At 63.7% G+C, this 18,463-nt stretch carries 16 protein-coding genes; 13 read left to right on the top strand and 3 right to left on the bottom strand.

Going from position 1 to position 18,463, the window contains the following annotated elements:
• Position 1 precedes the first annotated feature (1 nt).
• Together dgoD and NKI73_RS07375 are read right to left on the bottom strand one after the other, a co-directional pair.
• On the bottom strand, positions 2 to 1,150 hold the full coding sequence (gene dgoD, locus NKI73_RS07380; protein WP_352628211.1) for a galactonate dehydratase: 1,149 nt from the start codon (positions 1,148 to 1,150) through the stop codon (positions 2 to 4).
• A gap of 8 nt (positions 1,151 to 1,158) precedes the next feature.
• The gene (locus NKI73_RS07375; protein WP_352628210.1) at positions 1,159 to 1,905 is read right to left on the bottom strand and encodes a FadR/GntR family transcriptional regulator; all 747 of its coding nucleotides are present in this window, start codon (positions 1,903 to 1,905) and stop codon (positions 1,159 to 1,161) included.
• 201 nt (positions 1,906 to 2,106) lie between these two features.
• Here NKI73_RS07375 and NKI73_RS07370 point away from each other — a divergent pair, with 201 nt between their 5' ends.
• The 6 genes from NKI73_RS07370 to NKI73_RS07345 all read left to right on the top strand — a co-directional run bounded on the left by NKI73_RS07370 (position 2,107) and on the right by NKI73_RS07345 (position 9,078).
• Positions 2,107 to 3,099 (top strand): arabinose ABC transporter substrate-binding protein, encoded by a 993-nt coding sequence (locus NKI73_RS07370; RefSeq protein WP_352628209.1) that lies wholly within the window; start codon positions 2,107 to 2,109, stop codon positions 3,097 to 3,099.
• A gap of 70 nt (positions 3,100 to 3,169) precedes the next feature.
• A complete protein-coding gene (gene araG, locus NKI73_RS07365) occupies positions 3,170 to 4,681 on the top strand; it encodes an L-arabinose ABC transporter ATP-binding protein AraG (RefSeq protein ID WP_352628208.1) in 1,512 nt (503 codons plus the stop codon).
• Between the two features lie 11 nt (positions 4,682 to 4,692).
• Complete coding sequence (araH, locus tag NKI73_RS07360) at positions 4,693 to 5,643, top strand: L-arabinose ABC transporter permease AraH (protein ID WP_352628206.1); 951 nt, start codon at positions 4,693 to 4,695, stop codon at positions 5,641 to 5,643.
• A gap of 15 nt (positions 5,644 to 5,658) precedes the next feature.
• Positions 5,659 to 6,438 (top strand): SDR family oxidoreductase, encoded by a 780-nt coding sequence (locus NKI73_RS07355; protein WP_352628205.1) that lies wholly within the window; start codon positions 5,659 to 5,661, stop codon positions 6,436 to 6,438.
• A gap of 14 nt (positions 6,439 to 6,452) precedes the next feature.
• Positions 6,453 to 8,165, top strand: a complete 1,713-nt coding sequence (araD, locus tag NKI73_RS07350) for an L-arabinonate dehydratase (protein WP_352628204.1) — start codon at positions 6,453 to 6,455, stop codon at positions 8,163 to 8,165.
• Positions 8,166 to 8,172: 7 nt separating this feature from the next.
• Complete coding sequence (locus NKI73_RS07345) at positions 8,173 to 9,078, top strand: dihydrodipicolinate synthase family protein (protein WP_352628203.1); 906 nt, start codon at positions 8,173 to 8,175, stop codon at positions 9,076 to 9,078.
• Between the two features lie 64 nt (positions 9,079 to 9,142).
• Here the strand turns inward: NKI73_RS07345 and NKI73_RS07340 are convergent, their stop codons facing one another.
• Positions 9,143 to 9,817 (bottom strand): GntR family transcriptional regulator, encoded by a 675-nt coding sequence (locus tag NKI73_RS07340; protein ID WP_352628202.1) that lies wholly within the window; start codon positions 9,815 to 9,817, stop codon positions 9,143 to 9,145.
• A 322-nt stretch (positions 9,818 to 10,139) separates the two neighbouring features.
• On the opposite strand from NKI73_RS07340, the gene ssuD reads away from it, so the two are divergent.
• The 7 genes from ssuD (at position 10,140) to NKI73_RS07305 (ending at position 18,453) form a co-directional block, all read left to right on the top strand.
• Positions 10,140 to 11,312: an FMNH2-dependent alkanesulfonate monooxygenase gene (gene ssuD, locus NKI73_RS07335; RefSeq protein WP_352628201.1), complete on the top strand. Its 1,173-nt coding sequence runs from the start codon at positions 10,140 to 10,142 to the stop codon at positions 11,310 to 11,312.
• Positions 11,309 to 12,769, top strand: a complete 1,461-nt coding sequence (locus tag NKI73_RS07330; RefSeq protein WP_352628200.1) for an FAD/NAD(P)-binding protein — start codon at positions 11,309 to 11,311, stop codon at positions 12,767 to 12,769. The genes ssuD and NKI73_RS07330 overlap by 4 nt, the downstream gene beginning before the upstream one ends.
• A 163-nt stretch (positions 12,770 to 12,932) precedes the next feature.
• Positions 12,933 to 14,036 carry a dimethylsulfone monooxygenase SfnG gene (sfnG, locus tag NKI73_RS07325; RefSeq protein WP_352628199.1) on the top strand — a complete coding sequence of 368 codons (1,104 nt, stop codon included), beginning with the start codon at positions 12,933 to 12,935 and terminating at the stop codon, positions 14,034 to 14,036.
• A 123-nt stretch (positions 14,037 to 14,159) separates the two neighbouring features.
• Entirely contained in the window at positions 14,160 to 15,092 is a 933-nt protein-coding gene (locus NKI73_RS07320) for an ABC transporter ATP-binding protein (protein WP_352628198.1), read from the top strand.
• Positions 15,089 to 15,988: a branched-chain amino acid ABC transporter permease gene (locus NKI73_RS07315; protein WP_352628197.1), complete on the top strand. Its 900-nt coding sequence runs from the start codon at positions 15,089 to 15,091 to the stop codon at positions 15,986 to 15,988. The genes NKI73_RS07320 and NKI73_RS07315 overlap by 4 nt, the downstream gene beginning before the upstream one ends.
• Positions 15,989 to 15,991: 3 nt before the next feature.
• Complete coding sequence (locus NKI73_RS07310) at positions 15,992 to 17,032, top strand: branched-chain amino acid ABC transporter permease (RefSeq protein WP_352628196.1); 1,041 nt, start codon at positions 15,992 to 15,994, stop codon at positions 17,030 to 17,032.
• Positions 17,033 to 17,115: 83 nt separating this feature from the next.
• A complete protein-coding gene (locus NKI73_RS07305; protein ID WP_352628195.1) occupies positions 17,116 to 18,453 on the top strand; it encodes an ABC transporter substrate-binding protein in 1,338 nt (445 codons plus the stop codon).
• The last annotated feature ends 10 nt before the right edge of the window (positions 18,454 to 18,463 follow it).

Genomic DNA, 18,463 nt, shown 5'->3' with positions numbered 1-18,463 from the left:
ATCACCACTCGGCGAAGGAACCGTCCTTGTGGCGCCAGATCGGATTGCGCCAGCGATGGCCTTCCTTGGCGCGTTCCCTAACATAGTCCTCATCGATCTCGACACCGAGGCCCGGGCCGTCGGGAATGGCGACATAGCCATCCTCGTAGCGGAAGACATCCTTGTTGGCGGCATAGTCGAGCAGGTCGTTGGCGGCGTTGTAGTGGATGCCGAGGCTCTGTTCCTGGATGAAGCAGTTGTAGCTGACAGCGTCGAGCTGCAGGCATGCGGCAAGCGCGATCGGCCCGAGCGGGCAGTGCGGCGCCACCGCCACGTCATAGGCTTCCGCCATCGCCGCGATCTTGCGGCATTCGGTGATGCCGCCCGCATGCGACAAATCGGGCTGGATGATGTCGACGACGCCTTCCTCGAACACCGACTTGAAGTCCCAGCGGCTGTAGAGCCGCTCGCCGAGCGCGATCGGCGTCGAGCCGAGGGCTGCGATCTCCTTCAGCGCCTCGCGGTTTTCGCTGAGCACCGGCTCCTCGATGAACATCAGCCTGTACGGCTCAAGCTCCTTGACCAGGGCGCGCGCCATCGGCCGATGCACGCGGCCATGAAAGTCGACGGCAATGCCGATGTTGGGTCCGACGGCCTCGCGCACCATGGCGACCCGCTCGACTGCCGCATCGATCTTGTCATGGCTGTCGACGATCTGCAGTTCCTCGGTGCCATTCATCTTGAGCGCCAGGAAGCCACGCGCCACCATTTCGCTGGCACCCGCCACGACCTCCGCCGGACGGTCGCCGCCGATCCAGGAATAGACCTTGATCGTGTCGCGCAATTTGCCGCCGAGCAGTTCATGCACGGGCACGCCAAGCGCCTTGCCCTTGATGTCCCACAGCGCCTGGTCAATGCCGGCAATGGCGCTCATCAGGATCGGCCCGCCACGGTAGAAGCCGCCGCGATGCATCACCGTCCAGTGATCCTCGATCAGGCGGGGGTCCTTGCCGATGAGGTAGTCACCCAGCTCCTTGACCGCCGCCTCGACGGTCAGCGCCCTGCCTTCGACGACCGGCTCACCCCAGCCGGTGACGCCGGCATCGGTTTCGATCTTCAGGAACAGCCAGCGCGGCGGAACGATGTAGGTGGTGAGCGAGATGATTTTCATGCGCAGTCTCAGTTGCTCTTGAGTTTCTTGGCGCTGACGAGGTCGCGCGCCGCGAGATCGAGGATCTTGTTTGCCGCCCCACGTGCCGCCTCGGCGTCACGCATGCGCAGCGCCTCGACCACTTCGCGGTGCGCCGCAACTGCTTCCATGCGCCGGTCGAGCGAAATCACCGCCGTCGCCTCCAGCGAGAATTTCAGTCCGGTGTCGATCAGATTGCCGATCTGGCGAAAGATCGGGTTGTGGCTCGCTGCATAGACGATCTGATGGAAGGCGATGTCGCTGCGCGAAAACGCGACGAGGTCCTCGCCTGCGGCCGCCATGCCGCGCCAGGCCGCTTCGAGGTCGGCGATCTCCTGCAACGTCGCGCGCGTGGCGGCCAATTCGGCGACCAGCGGTTCGATGGCCCGGCGTGTCTCGAGAATGGCGTCGAACAGCTTGTCGTCCAGCGCATGCGGTGCGTGCCAGGCCAGCACCTGCGGGTCGATGATGTTCCAGTCGTCCTCGTTGCAGACAATGGTGCCGACCCGCGGCCGCGACAATACCAGCCCCTTGGCGGCCAGCACCTTCAAGGCTTCGCGGATGACGGTGCGGCTGACGCCGTATTCGACGCCGAGTTCATTTTCGGTCGGCAAGGAGGAGCCGGCCGGATAGCGTCCGGAAAAGATGTCTGAGGCCATTGCCTTGGTCACGTCGGGCATGACGCGCGGGCGGCGGGTGGCCGTGTCGCCTTGCGTCTTCTTCGAAGTTTCGGTCACCTCAGCCCTCCTCCAAGGCGGCGAAACCACTGATCTCGCACAACCGGTCCGGCCTTACCGGATGCGGATGATTTGCGCCAGCGATCGCTGATCAGAGCATGTAGCTTAATTATCATACCAGATCAATTGACGAGTATGATAAAAGCGATTAGAGACTCCGGCATCCGGGCTGAGCGCCCGGCCTATCGCTGGGAGGAAATCATGCGACTTCTAAAGACCGCGCTCGTCGCGGGTGCGCTTGCCGTGCTGTCTGTCACGACCATCGCTTCTGCCTATGCTCAGGACACCAAGATCGGTTTCATCGTCAAACAGCCCGAGGAACCGTGGTTCCAGGACGAATGGAAATTCGCCGACCAGGCCGCCAAGGAAAAGGGTTTTACCCTCGTCAAGATCGGCGCTGAGGACGGCGAGAAGCTGATGTCGGCGATCGACAATCTCGGCGCCCAGGGCGCCCAGGGCTTCATCGTCTGCACGCCCGACGTGAAACTCGGCCCCGGCATCGTCGCCAAGGCCGCCGCCAACAACCTCAAGGTGATGACCGTCGACGACCGTCTGGTCGGCGCCGACGGCAAGGCGCTCGAAGACGTGCCGCATATGGGCATCTCGGCAACCAAGATCGGCGAAGCCGTCGGCCAGGCGATCGTCGACGAGATGAAGGCGCGTGGCTGGAAGGCCGACGAGGTTGGCGCCATCCGCGTCTCCTACGACCAACTGCCGACCGCAGTCGATCGCGTCGAAGGCGCCATCTCGGTGCTCAAGGCGAACGGCTTCAAGGCTGAGAATATTTTCGACGCGCCGCAGGCCAAGACCGACACCGAAGCCGCGCTCAACGCCGCGACGGTCGTGCTCAACGCCCATGCCGACATCAAGAAGTGGGTGTCCTTCGGCCTCAACGACGAGGCCGTGCTTGGCGCCGTGCGCGCCTCGGAAAGCGTCGGCATTCCGGCGGACGGCATGATCGGCGTCGGCATCGGCGGCGCGGATTCGGCGATCAACGAGTTCAAGAAGCCGACCGCCACCGGCTTCGTCGGCACCGTGATCATCTCGCCGAAGCGCCATGGCTACGAAACGGCGCTCAACATGTATGACTGGGTTGCCAACAACAAGGAACCGGAGAAGCTGATCCTGACCTCCGGTGCGCTCGCCAAGCGCGACGACTACCAGAAGGTCCGCCAGGGCCTCGGCATCGAATAATCCTCCCTGTACAAACAGGCGGCGGCTCATCCCGCCGCCTGTTTCTCATGACAAAGAAGGATCATCGCCCGTGTCCTTTCTCGACTTCTCGCACATCACCAAGACCTATCCGGGCGTCAAGGCGCTGTCGGACGTCTCGTTCGGCGTCGACAAGGGCGCCGTGCACGGCCTGATGGGCGAGAACGGCGCCGGCAAATCCACCCTGATCAAGATCCTGTCCGGCGACCAGCATGCCGATGAGGGCGAGATACGCATCGATGGCAAGGTCCAGGCCTATGCCTCGACCCGGGATGCCTTCGACAATGGAGTCATCGTCATTCACCAGGAACTACAGCTCGTTCCTGAACTCACCGTTGCCGAAAATCTCAGCCTCGGCCGTTTTCCTGCCAACGCCGGCATCATCGCCGGCCGCCGCATGCTGGACGACGTCGGCGCCAAGCTGAAATCGGCCGGCATCGACATCGACATGCGCCGCAAGGTCAAGACGCTGTCGATCGGCGAACGCCAGATGGTCGAGATCGCCAAGGCGATCATGCTCGATGCGCGCGTCATCGCGCTGGACGAGCCGACCTCGTCGCTCTCCTCGCGTGAAAGCGAAATCCTGTTTGCTCTGATCGACCGCCTGCGCGGCGAGGGTAAGGTCATCATCTATGTCTCGCACCGGCTGGACGAGGTGTTCCGGCTCTGCGACAGCCTGACCGTGTTGCGCGACGGCAAGCTCGCGGCACACCATGCTTCGCTGAAAGATGTCACCCGCGATCAGGTCGTCGCTGAAATGGTCGGTCGCGAAATCTCGGACATCTGGGGGTTTCGTCCACGCAAGTCAGGTGATGTCCGCCTGAAGGTCGAGGCTCTCTCTGGCGCCAAATTGAAGACGCCGGCCAGCTTTCAGGCCCGCGCCGGCGAGATCGTCGGCTTCTTCGGCCTGATCGGCGCCGGGCGCTCGGAATTGATGCGGCTCGTCTTCGGCGCCGATCCGCGTTCAGGTGGTACCATCACCGTCGACGGCAAGATGGTGCATGCAACCGACCCGCACGGGTCGATCCGGGCAGGCGTCGTGCTGTGCTCGGAAGACCGCAAGCACGATGGCATCATCCAGGGCCGTTCGATCGAGGAGAACATCAACATCTCCTCGCGGCGCCATCACACACGCTTCGGCATGCTGAACCGCGCCAGCGAGATCGCCACCGCCGAGACCTTCATCAAGAAGCTCAAGGTGCGCACGCCGTCGCGCAAGCAGGACATCATCAACCTCTCCGGTGGCAACCAGCAGAAGGTCATCCTTGGCCGCTGGCTGTCCGAACAGGGCGTGCGCGTCCTCATCGTCGACGAGCCGACGCGCGGCATCGATGTCGGTGCCAAGTCGGAAATCTACGAATTGCTCTACCAGCTTGCCGAGGACGGCCTGGCGATCGTCGTCGTCTCGTCCGAACTGCCGGAGGTGATGGGCATCTGCGATCGCATCCTGGTGATGTGCGGCGGGCGCGTCAGTGCCGAACTCACCCGCGACCAGTTCGCCGAAAGGGCGATCCTGGCCGCCGCTCTCCCCGATCAGAAAACCCCCGACGCGATCGCATCCTGAGGACTTTTGGCATGACCGACCAGTTGAAAAAAATCCTGCTCGGCGAACAGGGCCTTGTCGTCATTTTCGTCGTCGCTTTTGCCCTCGTGTCGCTGCTGGTGCCGAACTTCCTCACCGACCGCAATATGCTCGGCCTGCTGCAGTCGGTAGTCACCGTCGGCATCGTCGCCTGCACCATGATGTTCTGCCTTGCCGCGCGCGACTTCGACCTGTCGGTCGGCTCGATCGTTGCCTTTGCCGGGATGGTCGCCGTCATGGCATCGAACTACACCGGCTCGATCCTGCTCGGCCTCCTGGCGGCAATCGCCTGTGGTGGTTTCGTTGGCTTCATCAACGGCATCGTCATCGCCAAGTTTCGCATCAACGCGCTGATCACGACGCTGGCCACCATGCAGATCGTGCGTGGCCTGGCGCTGATCGCGTCCGACGGCCGCGCTGTAGGCATCAACAGCCCGGATTTCTACCAGCTGGCGCTGTCGAAACTGCTCGGCATACCGACGCCGGTCTGGGTGCTCGCCATCCTGTTTTGCATCTTCGGCTTCGTCCTCAACCGCACCGTCTTCGGCAAGAACACGCTGGCCATCGGCGGCAATCCCGAAGCCTCGCGCCTTGCCGGTGTCAATGTCGACCGGACGCGCATCTGGATCTTCGCGCTGCAGGGCGTCGTCTGCGGCATTGCCGGCATCCTGCTGGCGTCGCGCATCACCTCCGGCCAGCCCAACGCCGCGGTCGGCTTGGAGCTTTCGGTCATCTCGGCCTGCGTGCTCGGCGGCGTCTCGCTTGCGGGCGGCCGCGCCACCATGTCGGGCGTCATCGTCGGCGTGCTGATCATGGGTATCGCCGAGAACGCCATGAACCTGCTCAACATCCCGGCCTTCTACCAATACATCGTGCGCGGCGTGATCCTGCTGCTGGCGGTGTTGCTCGACAATCTGCGCTCGTCGGCATTGGGTCGGCGTTAAGCTGGAGGGACAAAAATGGCTGAGCGTCTGTCAGGCAAACGCATCTTCCTGACCGGTGCCGCGCAAGGCATCGGGCTGGCGATAGCCGAGGCCTGCCTTGCCGAAGGCGCAAGGCTATTCTTGGTCGACCGCGACGAAGCGTTGCTGGACGAGACCGTCGCTGGTCTTGCCGCATCGCAAGGCCATGTCGGGCATGCCTCGGCAGACATAAGCGACGGCGCCGCGATTGCCGCTGCCGTTCAACGGGCGAACGCCGAGATAGGCCCCATCGACGCGCTGATCAACAATGCCGGGGTCAATGTGTTCTCGACGCCGCTCGATGCGACCGAGGAAGAGTGGAATCGCAATTTCGACGTCAACGTCAAGGGCGCCTGGAATTGCAGCAAGGCGGTGCTGCCGGGCATGATAGCAGCCGGCGGCGGCGCCATCCTCAACGTCGCCTCGACGCACAGCTTCACCATCATCCCGCACACATTTCCCTATCCCGTCGCCAAGCATGCACTGCTCGGCCTGACCAAATCGCTGGCGCTCGAATATGCGGCGCAAGGCGTGCGGGTGAACGCGCTGGCGCCCGGCTATGTCGAGACGCAGAAGGCCATCGACTACTGGAACAGCTTTCCTGATCCGGCGGCGGCGCGCGCCAACACCATGGCGCTGCATCCCGGCGGCCGCATCGCCACGGCGCGCGAGATCGCGCTGGCTGCGGTGTTTATGATTTCCGACGAGTGCCCGTTCATGAACGCGGCCACGCTCGTCGTCGATGGCGGGCTGAGCCAGCTCCAGCATCCCGCCTGAATTCCGGGAAAACCATGACCAAGAGACGATCGCAGCATTGGTTCGGCGGCCAAGGCAAGGATGCTTTCATCCATCGCAGCTGGATGAAGAACAACGGCCTGCCCGACGATGCTTTCGACGGCCGCCCGGTGATCGGCATCTGCAACACCTTCTCCGAATTCACGCCTTGCCATGTCCATTTCCGTGGCCTGATCGAACACATCAAGGCCGGCGTGCTGGAGGCCGGCGGCTTGCCGCTCGAATTCCCGGTCTTCTCCTGCGGTGAATCCAATCTGCGGCCGACCGCGATGCTGTTCCGCAACCTGGCCTCGATGGATGTCGAGGAAGCGATCCGGGGCAATCCGATGGACGGCGTCGTGCTGATGGCCGGCTGCGACAAGACCACACCGTCGCTGGTCATGGGCGCGGCCTCCTGCGACCTGCCATCGATCGTCATTTCCGGCGGACCGATGCTCAATGGCCGCTTCCAGGGCCGCGAGATTGGCTCCGGCACCGATGTGTGGAAATTCTCCGAGGATGTCCGCGCCGGTGTGATGAGCGAGCAGGATTTCGCCAATGCAGAGAGCGCCATGTCGCGTTCGCCCGGCCATTGCATGACCATGGGCACGGCCTCGACCATGGCCTCGATGGTCGAGGCGCTCGGCCTGACGCTGCCGGGCAATGCCGCCTATCCGGCTGTCGATGCGCGCCGCAGCCGCATTGCCCGCATGACCGGGCGGCGCATCGTCGAGATGGTCAATGAGGATCTGCGCCTGTCGGACATCCTCAAGAAGGCGGCCTTCGCCAACGCCATCCGCGTCAACGGCGCGATCGGCGGCTCGACCAATGCGGTCGTGCATCTCATCGCCATCGCTGGCCGCGTCGGCACCGAACTGACGCTGGACGATTGGGATAGATACGGCCGCGACGTGCCGACCATCCTCGACCTGATGCCGTCCGGCCGCTTCCTGATGGAGGATTTCTGCTACGCCGGCGGCATTCCGGCCGTCATGAAGGAGATCGCCGATCTGCTCGATCTCGACGCGCTGACGGTCACAGGCAAGGCCGTGCGCGACAACATCGCCGATGCCCAAAACTACAATCCCGAAGTGATCCGCCCACGCGACAAGGCGCTCACCGCCCAGGGCGGTATCGCGGTGCTGCGCGGCAATCTGGCACCAGATGGCGCCATCATCAAACCTTCGGCCGCTTCGCCCGGATTGATGAAGCATCGCGGCCGTGCCGTCGTGTTCGAGGACATCGACGACTACAAGGCGCGCGTCGATGATCTCTCACTCGACATCGACGGGACCTCGATCATGGTGCTGAAAAATTGCGGCCCGAAAGGCTATCCGGGCATGGCCGAGGTCGGCAACATGGCCCTGCCTCGCAAGCTGTTGAAGCAAGGCGTCCGCGACATGATCCGCATATCCGATGCCCGCATGTCCGGCACCGCCTTCGGCACCGTCGTTCTGCATGCGGCACCCGAAGCCGCCATCGGCGGCCCGCTGGCGCTGGTCCGTAGCGGCGACATGATCGAGCTCGATGTCGAAGCGCGGAAGCTGCATCTCGACGTCTCGGAACAGGAGTTGGCGCGGCGGCGAATGTCCTGGGTTGCGCCTGAGCCGGCGATGCGCGGCGGCTATCAAGGCCTTTACGTCGACCATGTCCTGCAGGCGGACCGTGGCGCCGATCTCGATTTCCTTGTGGGAAGCCGTGGCCACGCCATTCCACGCGAAAGCCATTGAGGTCCGCATGACAAAATTCACACCCGATGATTTCCATGGCATTCATGTCATCCTCTATGCGCTCTTTGATGAGAACGAACGGCTAGACCGCGCGGCGATGCGCAGGCAGGTCGAGATCTGCTTGACGAGCGGCGCTCACGGCATGGCGGCGCTTGGCCTGGCGACGGAAGTCGCCAAGCTGACAGAGGCCGAGCGCCGGACGATCATGGACTGGACGGCGGAAGATACCGCCGGCAAGGTGCCGCTCGCCTTCACCATCTTCGGCTCTTCTGTGGCCGAGCAAATCGCGCAAGTTCGTCATGCCGAAAGCGTCAGGGCGGACTGGGTGATCCTGCAGCAGCCGCCGGTCGGGTCCTATGGGGCGCTGGAGTATATCCGCTTCTTCGGCCGTGTCGCCGAGGCGACTGATCTGCCGGTGGCAATCCAGAATGCTCCGGCCTTTTTCGGACGCGGCCTGACATCCGACGAAATCCGCGAACTCGTCACGCTTCATCCCAACATAAGCCTGATCAAGGGCGAGGGCCCGGTCACCGACATCGCCGGCCTGATCGAGCGCACCGAAGGCCGGATCCCCGTTTTCAACGGGCGCGGTGGCCTGGAACTGATCGACAACTTCCGCATCGGTTGCCGTGGCATGATCCTGGCGCCGGATTGCATCGATCGTGTCGTGCGGGCCTATGAGGCTTTCCGCGCCGGAGACGAAGCAACGGCCGAGGCCGAGTACGCAAAAATGCTGCCGGCAGCGGTCTTCGTCATGCAGGGCATCGAAAACCTGATCTGCTACGGCAAGCGGCTGTTTGGTGCCCGCGCCGGCATCCCGATCCACGACCGGGCCCCCGCGATGCGGCCAAGTGAGGTCGGCTTGGCGATGGTGGCGCGCTTTGCCGCTGGCTTCGGCCGGTTGCCGGGTTAAACGGCAATTCCCGCTAACAGGTCATCCGCCCGACACGCGACCCTGGCGGCGGGCCTTGGCGGCTTCAGCCGAGAAGGTCGGCCGCGACTTCGAGCGTGTTGCGCAACGATGTCTCGAGATGGTGTTCCATCGCTCGCGCGGCGCCCTCGGCGTCGTGACGTTTCAGCGCCTCGAAGATGGCCTCATGCTGCTCGATCGTCTGTTCGCCATAGCCGGGCTTCGGGATGACGAGATGGCGGCCGCGATCCATCTGCGCCTTGGAGATGTCGACGGCTCTCCAGATCATCGGCAGGCCGCAGATTTCGGCGATGGTCCGGTGAAAGACGTCGTCGAGCTGTATCGCGGTGGCATATCTGCCCCGCGATATGGCAAGCCGGTGCGCCGCCATATTGTCTTCCAGCAATTCGCCGGCTGCCGGTGAGAATTTGGCGGCCGCGCGCCTCGTGCTTTCCATCTCCAGGGCCCGGCGGATGACGTAGGCTTCTTCCAGGTCGGCCCGGCTGATCGGGGCGACATAGGTGCCGGTCTGCGCCAGGATGTTGACCAGACCCTCGTCACTGATGCGCTTGACCGCCTCGCGCACCGGGGTACGCGAAACACCGAGCGCTTCCGCAATAGCCACCTCGTTGATCACTTCTCCGGGCCTCATCTGTCCGACGACGATAAGGTTGCGAATCTGATGATAGATCTGATCGCGGAGCGGAACAGCCCGATTGAGAGTCGAAGGATCCAGGTCCATGGGAAATCCGTGGCTTAGGTCGCCGGAATGGTCAGATTAGAATGAAAATCAGAAAGTCCCTAATGCGAGGGGCGGCTTCGGCCTGCAATTCGCACCCGGGCAAAGCGTGACAGCCAGTGAGTCGGGTTCGGCGGATGGAGAAAATTTCTAATCCCGTCAACAGAATTGGAATAAACTAACTCTACAGAATTTGTGGAATAAGCAATCTGCACTGGCGATCTGGTTTCCACCCCGGACAGGACGACGCCATGCACACCCTTTTGCGCTTGCCCCCAACCAAAGCAGGCATATCTGGCCGCCGTCAGCATACGGGAGGCAGGCCATGACCAGAGACATTCCAGAACGCATCAAGGTGCTTTGGTTCCTGCCGACGCATGGCGACAGCCGCTATCTCGGCACGACGGAAGGCGGCAGGGCCGTCGATCTGCCGTATCTGACGCAAGTGGCGAAGGCCGCCGACACGCTGGGGTACTACGGCGTGCTGTTGCCGACTGGCCGGGCATGCGAGGATTCCTGGGTGATCGCATCGGCGCTGGTGCCCCTGACCGAGCGCTTGCGCTTCCTCGTTGCCGTGCGGCCCGGCCTGCAGTCGCCGACCCTGGCGGCGCGCATGACGGCGACGCTGGATCGCATCTCCAACGGGCGCCTGCTGATCAACGTGGTCACCGGCGGCGATCCGCTGGAGAACAAGGGCGACGGCATCTTCCTGTCGCACGCCGAGCGCTACGAGGTGACGCAGGAGTTCCTGCAGATCTACAAGCGGGTGCTGAGCGGCGAGACGGTCGAGCACGAGGGCGAGCATTTCCGCATCGAGGACGGAAGGCTGCTGTTTCCACCGGTGCAGACGCCCTATCCGCCGCTCTATTTCGGCGGCTCGTCCGACGCCGGATCCGTGGTGGCGGCGCAGGAGATCGACAAATATCTGACCTGGGGAGAGCCGCCCGCCGATGTCGAGCGCAAGCTGGATGGCGTGCGCGAACTGGCCGAGAAGGCCGGCCGCAAGCTCTCCTTCGGCATTCGCCTGCATGTCATCGCCCGCGAAACCACGGAGGAAGCCTGGGCGGCCGCCGACAGGCTGATCAGCCGGCTCGACGACGCGACGATCGCCTCGGCGCAAAAAGTCTTTGCCCGCATGGATTCGGTCGGCCAGGCGCGGATGAGCGCGCTCCATGGCGGCAATCGCGCCAAGCTCGAGATCGCGCCCAATCTCTGGGCCGGTGTCGGCCTGGTGCGCGGCGGCGCCGGGACCGCGCTTGTCGGCGACCCCGACACGATCGCGGAGCGCATCGATGAATACCGGCGCCTCGGCATCGACACCTTCATCCTCTCCGGCTATCCGCATCTGGAAGAAGCCTATCGCTTTGGCGAGTTGGTGCTGCCGAAACTGCCGACCGATCACCCGGTCAAATCAGCCGCTTCGTCCGTCAACACCGGCCCGTTCGGCGAGACCATCGCCGGCGACCACCGGCCGAAGTCGCTCGCCAGCGCCTCGTGAACGCGCTCCCTCCCGCCCGTCGGGTGCGCGTCGCCATTGTCGGCGGCGGCTTTTCCGGCTCGGCGGTAGCCTGGCATCTGGCGCAAATGCATCGGCCGGAGCGCATTTCCATTTCCGTGATCGAGCCACGCTCTTTCGTGGGCGGCGGCCTCGCCTATTCCAGCGAGGAGCCGTCGCACCGGGTCAATGTCCCGGCTGTCAGGATGAGTATGGCTCCCGACGATCCGCAGCACTTTGCGCGCTGGTTGACCGGCAGCGGAGAACTCGAGCGCGACACGGACGCCATCTGGAAGAATGGCGATGCCTATCCGCGCCGGCGCGTGTTCGGCCGCTACGTCGCCGAACATCTGGCGCCGCATCTCGGCTCAGGCACGGTCCGCCATGTCGAAGGTCCGGCCACGCGTGTGACGCGTGATGCCAGTGGCGCGGGTTGGACCGTGCAGACGCCCAGTGGGCCAATTGCCGCCGACATCGTCGTCCTGGCGGCAACGCATCCGCAGCCTGGAATTCCCACCGCGCTGGACTCGCTGTCGGAAGCGCCGGGTTTCATCGCCGACCCATACGCCGCGTCAGCACTTGCCGGAATCGGGCCGGAGGCGTCGGTGCTGATCGTCGGCTCCGGGCTGACCTCGGCTGACATGGTCGCCGAACTTGATCGCCGCGGCCATCGCGGCCGCATCCTGGCGCTATCGCGCCGCGGACTGCGCTCGCGTGGCCACCCGGACGTCAGGGGCGAGCCTTTTGGCGACTTTGCATCCGCGCCGGCGACGACGGCGCTTGGCCTGCTCAAGAACATTCGCGCGACGCTGGCAGCGGCGCGTGCGGCCAATGTCAACTGGCAATCGGTCTTCGACCAACTGCGTCTGCAGGGTCCTGTGCTGTGGGCCGCACTAGCCCCGCCGGAGCGAGCAAGGCTGGTCCGCCAGCTGCGCGTGTTCTGGGACGTGCATCGCTTCAGGATCGCACCGCAGGTCGCTTCCGTGCTCGACCGCCGTTATGCGGCCGGCACATTCGACACCATTGCCGCCAGGCTTGTCGCATCGAACGATGAGGACGGCAGCCTGGCGGTCAGCTTTCAACGGCGCGGGCAGACGCGGATCGAGACCGCGCGCTTCGATGCCGTCATCAATACAACCGGCCCGGCCCATGGGCAGGCGCTTCAACTCAATCCGGCATTGCGCTCGCTGGCCGAGGCCGGGCTGATCAAGGCTGACCAATACGGGCTTGGCATCGAGACAGATCTCGACAGCCGCGCCGTCGGCCAGGATGGCCGGACGCTCACGACACTCTTCGTCGCCGGTCCGCTGGCGCGAGGGACTTTCGGCGAACTCATGGGCCTGCCCGAGGTTGCCCGCCATGCCCAGACGGTCGCGGCCGAGATTGCCAAGCTGCGGGAAACGCTGCCGCCAGCCGAGGCTGTCGGCGCCGATGCCGCGCAGGGGCCGGTCATGAGCTGACACCGGCAAGCCGGGTTGGCTGAGCAAAATTGGTATTTCCGTCCCACGAGGGCCTCAAAAACGGAAAATCCTTCTTTGTATATATATTCTATAAACATAATAAATATTGGGAAGCCGGCGCGACCGGAGCGATCAACGACACGGCCTGAATGGGAGACAGTTCATGGCACACGCAGAAGCCGACCCGATCAAATTCGCCTACTGGGTGCCGAATGTTTCAGGCGGCCTGGTGATTTCCAATATCGAGCAGCGCACCAACCATTCGGCCGAGTACAATCGCAAGCTGGCGCAGATCGCCGAGAAGTCCGGCTTCGACTATGCGCTAAGCCAGATCCGTTTCACCGCCGGCTACGGCGCCGACGAACAGCATGAATCGGTGGCCTTCAGCCATGATCTGCTGGCGGCCACCACGACGCTCAAGGTCATCGCCGCGATCCTGCCAGGACCGTGGAACCCGGCGCTGGCGGCCAAGCAGATCTCAACCATCAGCTACCTGACCAATGGCCGCGTCGCGATCAACCTCGTCTCCGGATGGTTCCGCGGCGAGTTCCACGCCATCGGCGAGCACTGGCTCGACCACGATGAGCGCTACCGCCGTTCGGAGGAATTCATCCGGGCGTTGCGCGGAATATGGACTGAGGACAGCTTCACCTTCCGTGGCGATTTCTACCGTTTCAACGAATATTCGCTCAAACCGAAGCCGCCGCATCCGCTGCCCGAAATCTTCCAGGGCGGCTCGTCGCGCGCCGCGCGCGACATGGCATCGCGCGTCTCGGACTGGTACTTCACCAACGGCAACACACCGGCCGAGATCGCCAAGCAGGTCGACGATATCCAGTCCAAGGCAAAGGCCAACAACCATTCCGTCAAGGTTGGCGTCAACGCCTTCGCGGTTGTCCGCGAGACCGAGGATGAGGCCAGGGCGGTGCTCGCCGAGATCATCGCCAAGGCCAACCCCGAGGCGGTCAACGCTTTCGGCCACGAGGTCAAGAACGCCGGCAAAGCCTCGCCGGAAGGCGAGGGCAATTGGGCGAAATCCTCCTTCGACGATCTGGTCCAGTACAATGACGGCTTCCGCTCGAACCTGATCGGCACGCCCCGGCAGGTCGCCGAGCGCATCGTCGACCTGAAGCGCGCCGGCGCCGATCTTATCCTGCTCGGCTTCCTGCACTTCCAGGAAGAGGTCGAGTATTTCGGCAAGCATGTCATCCCGCTCGTCCGCGAACTGGAAAACGCCGAGGCGGCAGCATCGCTGGCGGCGGAGTAGTCACCCCATAGGCTGGCCGGACAGGCTCCGGCCAGCACACGAATGGAGCTTGCCCGGTGCGCTCGATCCGTCGAGCGGCCACGGGAATTTGTGCGCCTGCTGAAAACATCGGGGACGATTGGAATGCCTCTGCCCAGTTATGCCTTAGGAGTGATGGAGGCTTCAGCCTACGCGCCGGAAGTATTTGCGCGCGGCCTACCGTCAAGCTCGTGGCAGCAGCCGTCCGAAGACAGCGCCGAGCCGACGGGAACCGTTGCCGGCGTCGCCTCGCCGCTGCTCTCACTGCAGGGCATCGGCCTGTCGTTTGGCGGCGTCGTGGCATTGGCCGATATCGACCTGTCGGTCCGTCCCGGCGAGATTCGCGCCATCATCGGCCCGAACGGCGCCGGCAAGAGTTCGCTGATCAACGTCATAAGCGGCGTCTATCGCCCGGATCGCGGCCGTGTCCAGTTCGACGGGATCAGCTATGCTCAGGTGCCGACGCAGCAGCTGGCCCATCTGGGCGTCGCCAGGACCTTCCAGAATCTTGCTCTGTTCAAGGGCCTCAGCGTCCTCGACAATGTCGCTTCCGGCCTCGCCTATAAGGTCCGCTCCAACTTTGCCGGACAGGTGCTGGGCATCGGCCGTTCGCGTGGCGAGCAGCGCGACTCGCTCAGCCGCGCCGAACAGATCCTCGAATTCCTCGATCTCACCGCTGTCCGCGATCGTCTTGCGGGCACGCTGCCTTACGGGCTGCAGAAGCGGGTCGAACTGGCCCGTGCACTGGTGGCTGAGCCGCGCCTGCTTTTGCTCGACGAGCCGATGGCCGGCATGACCGCGGGCGAAAAGAGTGAGATGGCGGCCCTCGTCCGCGCCGCGCGCGACCGCTTCGCCACCACCGTTGTGCTGATCGAGCACGATGTCGGCGTCGTCATGGGCCTGTCCGACCGCATCGCCGTTCTCGACTACGGCCGCAAGATCGCCGACGCCACACCCGACGAAGTCAGGAACGACCAGCGCGTCATCGATGCCTATCTCGGCGTCGCCTCGGACAATGAGGACGGGGCAGGCATATGATCGCCGATTTCGACTATCAGTTCTTCATCGAAGTGCTCGTCGGCGGCCTGCTCTCCGGCGTCATGTACTCGCTGGTCGCGATCGGCTTCGTGCTGATCTACAAGACCTCGGGCGTGCTCAATTTCGCACAAGGTGCGATGCTCTTGTTCGCGGCACTCACCTTCGTCAGCCTTGTCGAGCGCGGGGTGCCGTTCGCGCTGGCGCTGGTGATCACCTTCGCCATCATGGTAGCGATCGGCATCGCCATCGAGCGCACGGTCCTGCGGCCTCTCACCAACAAGCCGCCAATCACCCTGTTCATGGCGACGCTCGGCCTGTCCTACATCATCGAGGGCGCCGCCCAGCTGATATGGGGCACGCAGGTCCATGGCCTCGATCTCGGCATCGAGGACGTGCCGCTCGAAATCGGCGGCGTGCTAATCAGCCAGTTTGACATCTTCGCGGCCGTGGTTGCCGCCGGCATGGTTCTGCTGCTGTCGCTGTTCTTCCGCTACACCCGCATCGGACTGAGCTTTCGTGCCGTCGCCGACGACCAGTTCGCAGCACTCGCGGTCGGCCTCAGGCTGCCGCTGATCTGGGCGACCGTCTGGGCTGCTGCCGGCCTCGTCGCGCTGGTGGCCGGACTGCTCTGGGGCGCCCGCCTCGGCGTGCAGTTCTCGCTGTCCCTGGTGGTGCTGAAGGCGCTGCCGGTGCTGGTGCTCGGCGGCTTCGATTCCATCCTCGGCGCCATCGTCGGCGGGCTGTTGATCGGTGCCAGCGAGAAGCTCGCCGAGGTCTATATCGGCGACTATTTCGGCGGCGGCATAGAGAGCTGGTTCGCTTATGTCGTCGCGCTCGTCTTCCTGCTTATCCGCCCTTCCGGCCTGTTCGGCCAGAAGCTCGTCGAGAGGATCTGAGCTATGACCGCCATAACAAGCGATTTCTCGTCCGCGCCGGTGCTGCCGAAATGGGTCGTACCGGTCCTGCTGCTCGCCTTCGCCTATGGCGTCGTGCCGCTGATCGGCTCGAGCTATCTGTTCGAAGCCATCCTGCTGCCGTTCCTGGCGCTCAGCCTCGCCGGCGTGGGCTTGAACATCCTGACCGGCTATGCCGGCCAGGTGTCGCTGGGGAGTGCCGCCTTCATGGCGGCGGGCGCCTTCGCCGCCTACAATTTCAACCTGCGCGTCGAGGGCCTGCCGCTGATCGGCAGCATCTTCCTCGCCGGCATTGTCGCCGCCGCGATCGGCATCGTCTTCGGCCTGCCGAGCCTGCGGCTGAAGGGCTTCTATCTCGCGGTCTCCACGCTTGCCGCGCAGTTCTTCGTGCAATGGGCGCTGACCAAATTCAGCTGGTTCTCCAACAACTCGGCTTCCGGCGTCATCGACGCGCCGAGGCTGTCGATCTCAGGCTTCGCTCTGGACGGCGCCATCGGCCGCTATCTCTTCGCGCTGACCATCGTCAGCGTCCTCACTTTCCTTGCCCACCGCCTGGTCTCGTCGCAGACCGGGCGCAACTTCATCGCCATCCGCGACAATGAAACCGCGGCCCGCATCATCGGCATCCCGGTGCTGAAGACCAAGCTTCTAGCCTTCGCCATCTCGTCCTTCATCATCGGCGTTGCCGGTGTTATCTGGGCCTTCGCGTATCTGCGGACCGTCGAGCCGGACGGCTTCGATCTCGATAGATCGTTCCAGATCCTGTTCATCATCATCATTGGCGGCCTGGCTTCGATACGCGGCGCCTTCTTCGGCGCCGCCCTAATCGTTGTCTTTCCGCTCGCCCTGTCTCGCCTCGGCGGTTTTCTGCTCGGCGATCTCTTCGATTCGGGCGTGCTCGACATGAGCCAGCGCATCGTGCTGGGCGCGCTCATCATCCTGTTTCTGATCCTCGAACCCGACGGGCTGGTGGCGCTGTGGGACAGGCTCCGGAGACGGCTCCTGTTCGCCTGGCAATCGACTTGAGTGACGCATCCGAAAATGAATCACATCCGAAAATGAACAAGGGGCCGAACCCAAGACGGCCAATACCCGGGAGTACCTCAATCATGACTTTCCTGAGCACAATCAAGGCGGTGGCATTGTCCGCGGCGATGATCGTGTCGGTGGCCTTGCCGGCCGCGCACGCCGACGAACAATATTTCCCGCTGCAAAGCTATCGCGTCGGGCCCTATGCGGCCGGCGGCACCGGCTTCTTCGGCGGCTTCATCGACTATCTCAACCTCATCAACATCCGCGACGGCGGCGTCAACGGCGTCAAGCTGACCTGGGACGAATGCGAGACCCAATACGAGGTCGAGCGCGGCGTCGAGTGCTACGAGCGGCAGAAGAGCCATGCCGGTGCCGCCGCCTGGAACCCGCTCTCGGTCGGCATCGCCTATGCCATGATCGACCGCATAACCGCCGACAAGGTGCCGCTGATCACAGTCAACCACGGCCGTACCGACTCCACCGACGGGCGCGTTTTCCCCTACGTCTTCCCGCTGCTGCTCAATCCCTACAGCGAGACCTCGGGCATCGTGAACTACATCGCCTCCAAGGAAGGCGGCATCGACAAGCTGAAGGGCAAGAAGATCGTCGTGCTCTACCACGGCTCGCCTTACGGCAAGGAGACCATCCCGATCTATGAATTGCTGGCGCAGAAATACGGCTTCACCGTGCAGCAGATCGAGGTGCCGCATCCCGGCAACGAGCAGCAATCGCAATGGCTGACCATCCGCCGCGCCAAGCCGGACTTCGTCGTCCTGCGCGGCTGGGGCGTGATGAACCCGGTGGCGCTTAAGACCGCGGTCAAGGTCGGCTATCCCGTCGACCATATCGTCGGCAATGTGTGGTCGAATTCGGAAGAGGACGTGATCCCGGCCGGCGACGCCGCCAAGGGCTACACCGCCATCACCACCCAGGCTTCCGGCAACTCCTATCCGGTGGTGCAGGAGATCGTGAAGACGGTCTACGGCGCCGGCAAGGGCAATCTGGAAGACAAGTCGCGCATCGGCTCGGTCTACCACAACCTCGGCATCGTCAACGGCATCCTCAATGTCGAGGCGATTCGCGTCGCGCAGGAGAAGTTCGGCCATCGCACGCTGACCGGCGACGAGGTCCGCTGGGGCTTCGAACATCTCAAGCTCGATCCGGCCAAAGTCGAGGCGCTCGGCGCCAAGGACCTGTTCCACTCGATCAATGTCAGCTGGGACAACCACGAAGGCGAAGGCTACGTGACCTTCCAGCAATGGGACGGCAAGAAGTGGAACGTCGTCTCCAACTGGATCGCGCCGGACTGGGCACTGCTGCGACCGATCATCGAGAAGTCCGCCGAAGCCTATGCGGCCGAGAAGGGCATCAAGCTGCGCACCGCCGACGACGCCGACGCGGTGACCACCAATTGATCAGCCAAAG

It is taken from the genome of Mesorhizobium sp. M0496 (genome assembly GCF_040321205.1).
Taxonomy (GTDB): domain Bacteria; phylum Pseudomonadota; class Alphaproteobacteria; order Rhizobiales; family Rhizobiaceae; genus Mesorhizobium.
The sequence above is the reverse complement of the archived record's forward strand: the minus strand, read 5'-3'. Positions and strand labels throughout refer to the sequence as shown.

Coding starts and splice junctions, on each gene's coding strand:
- dgoD (WP_352628211.1), bottom strand. CDS start 1,150: ATGAAAATCATCTCGCTCACCACCTACATCGTTCCGCCGCGCTGGCTG.
- NKI73_RS07370 (WP_352628209.1), top strand. CDS start 2,107: ATGCGACTTCTAAAGACCGCGCTCGTCGCGGGTGCGCTTGCCGTGCTG.
- araH (WP_352628206.1), top strand. CDS start 4,693: ATGACCGACCAGTTGAAAAAAATCCTGCTCGGCGAACAGGGCCTTGTC.
- NKI73_RS07355 (WP_352628205.1), top strand. CDS start 5,659: ATGGCTGAGCGTCTGTCAGGCAAACGCATCTTCCTGACCGGTGCCGCG.
- araD (WP_352628204.1), top strand. CDS start 6,453: ATGACCAAGAGACGATCGCAGCATTGGTTCGGCGGCCAAGGCAAGGAT.
- NKI73_RS07345 (WP_352628203.1), top strand. CDS start 8,173: ATGACAAAATTCACACCCGATGATTTCCATGGCATTCATGTCATCCTC.
- NKI73_RS07340 (WP_352628202.1), bottom strand. CDS start 9,817: ATGGACCTGGATCCTTCGACTCTCAATCGGGCTGTTCCGCTCCGCGAT.
- ssuD (WP_352628201.1), top strand. CDS start 10,140: ATGACCAGAGACATTCCAGAACGCATCAAGGTGCTTTGGTTCCTGCCG.
- sfnG (WP_352628199.1), top strand. CDS start 12,933: ATGGCACACGCAGAAGCCGACCCGATCAAATTCGCCTACTGGGTGCCG.
- NKI73_RS07320 (WP_352628198.1), top strand. CDS start 14,160: ATGCCTCTGCCCAGTTATGCCTTAGGAGTGATGGAGGCTTCAGCCTAC.
- NKI73_RS07315 (WP_352628197.1), top strand. CDS start 15,089: ATGATCGCCGATTTCGACTATCAGTTCTTCATCGAAGTGCTCGTCGGC.
- NKI73_RS07310 (WP_352628196.1), top strand. CDS start 15,992: ATGACCGCCATAACAAGCGATTTCTCGTCCGCGCCGGTGCTGCCGAAA.
- NKI73_RS07305 (WP_352628195.1), top strand. CDS start 17,116: ATGACTTTCCTGAGCACAATCAAGGCGGTGGCATTGTCCGCGGCGATG.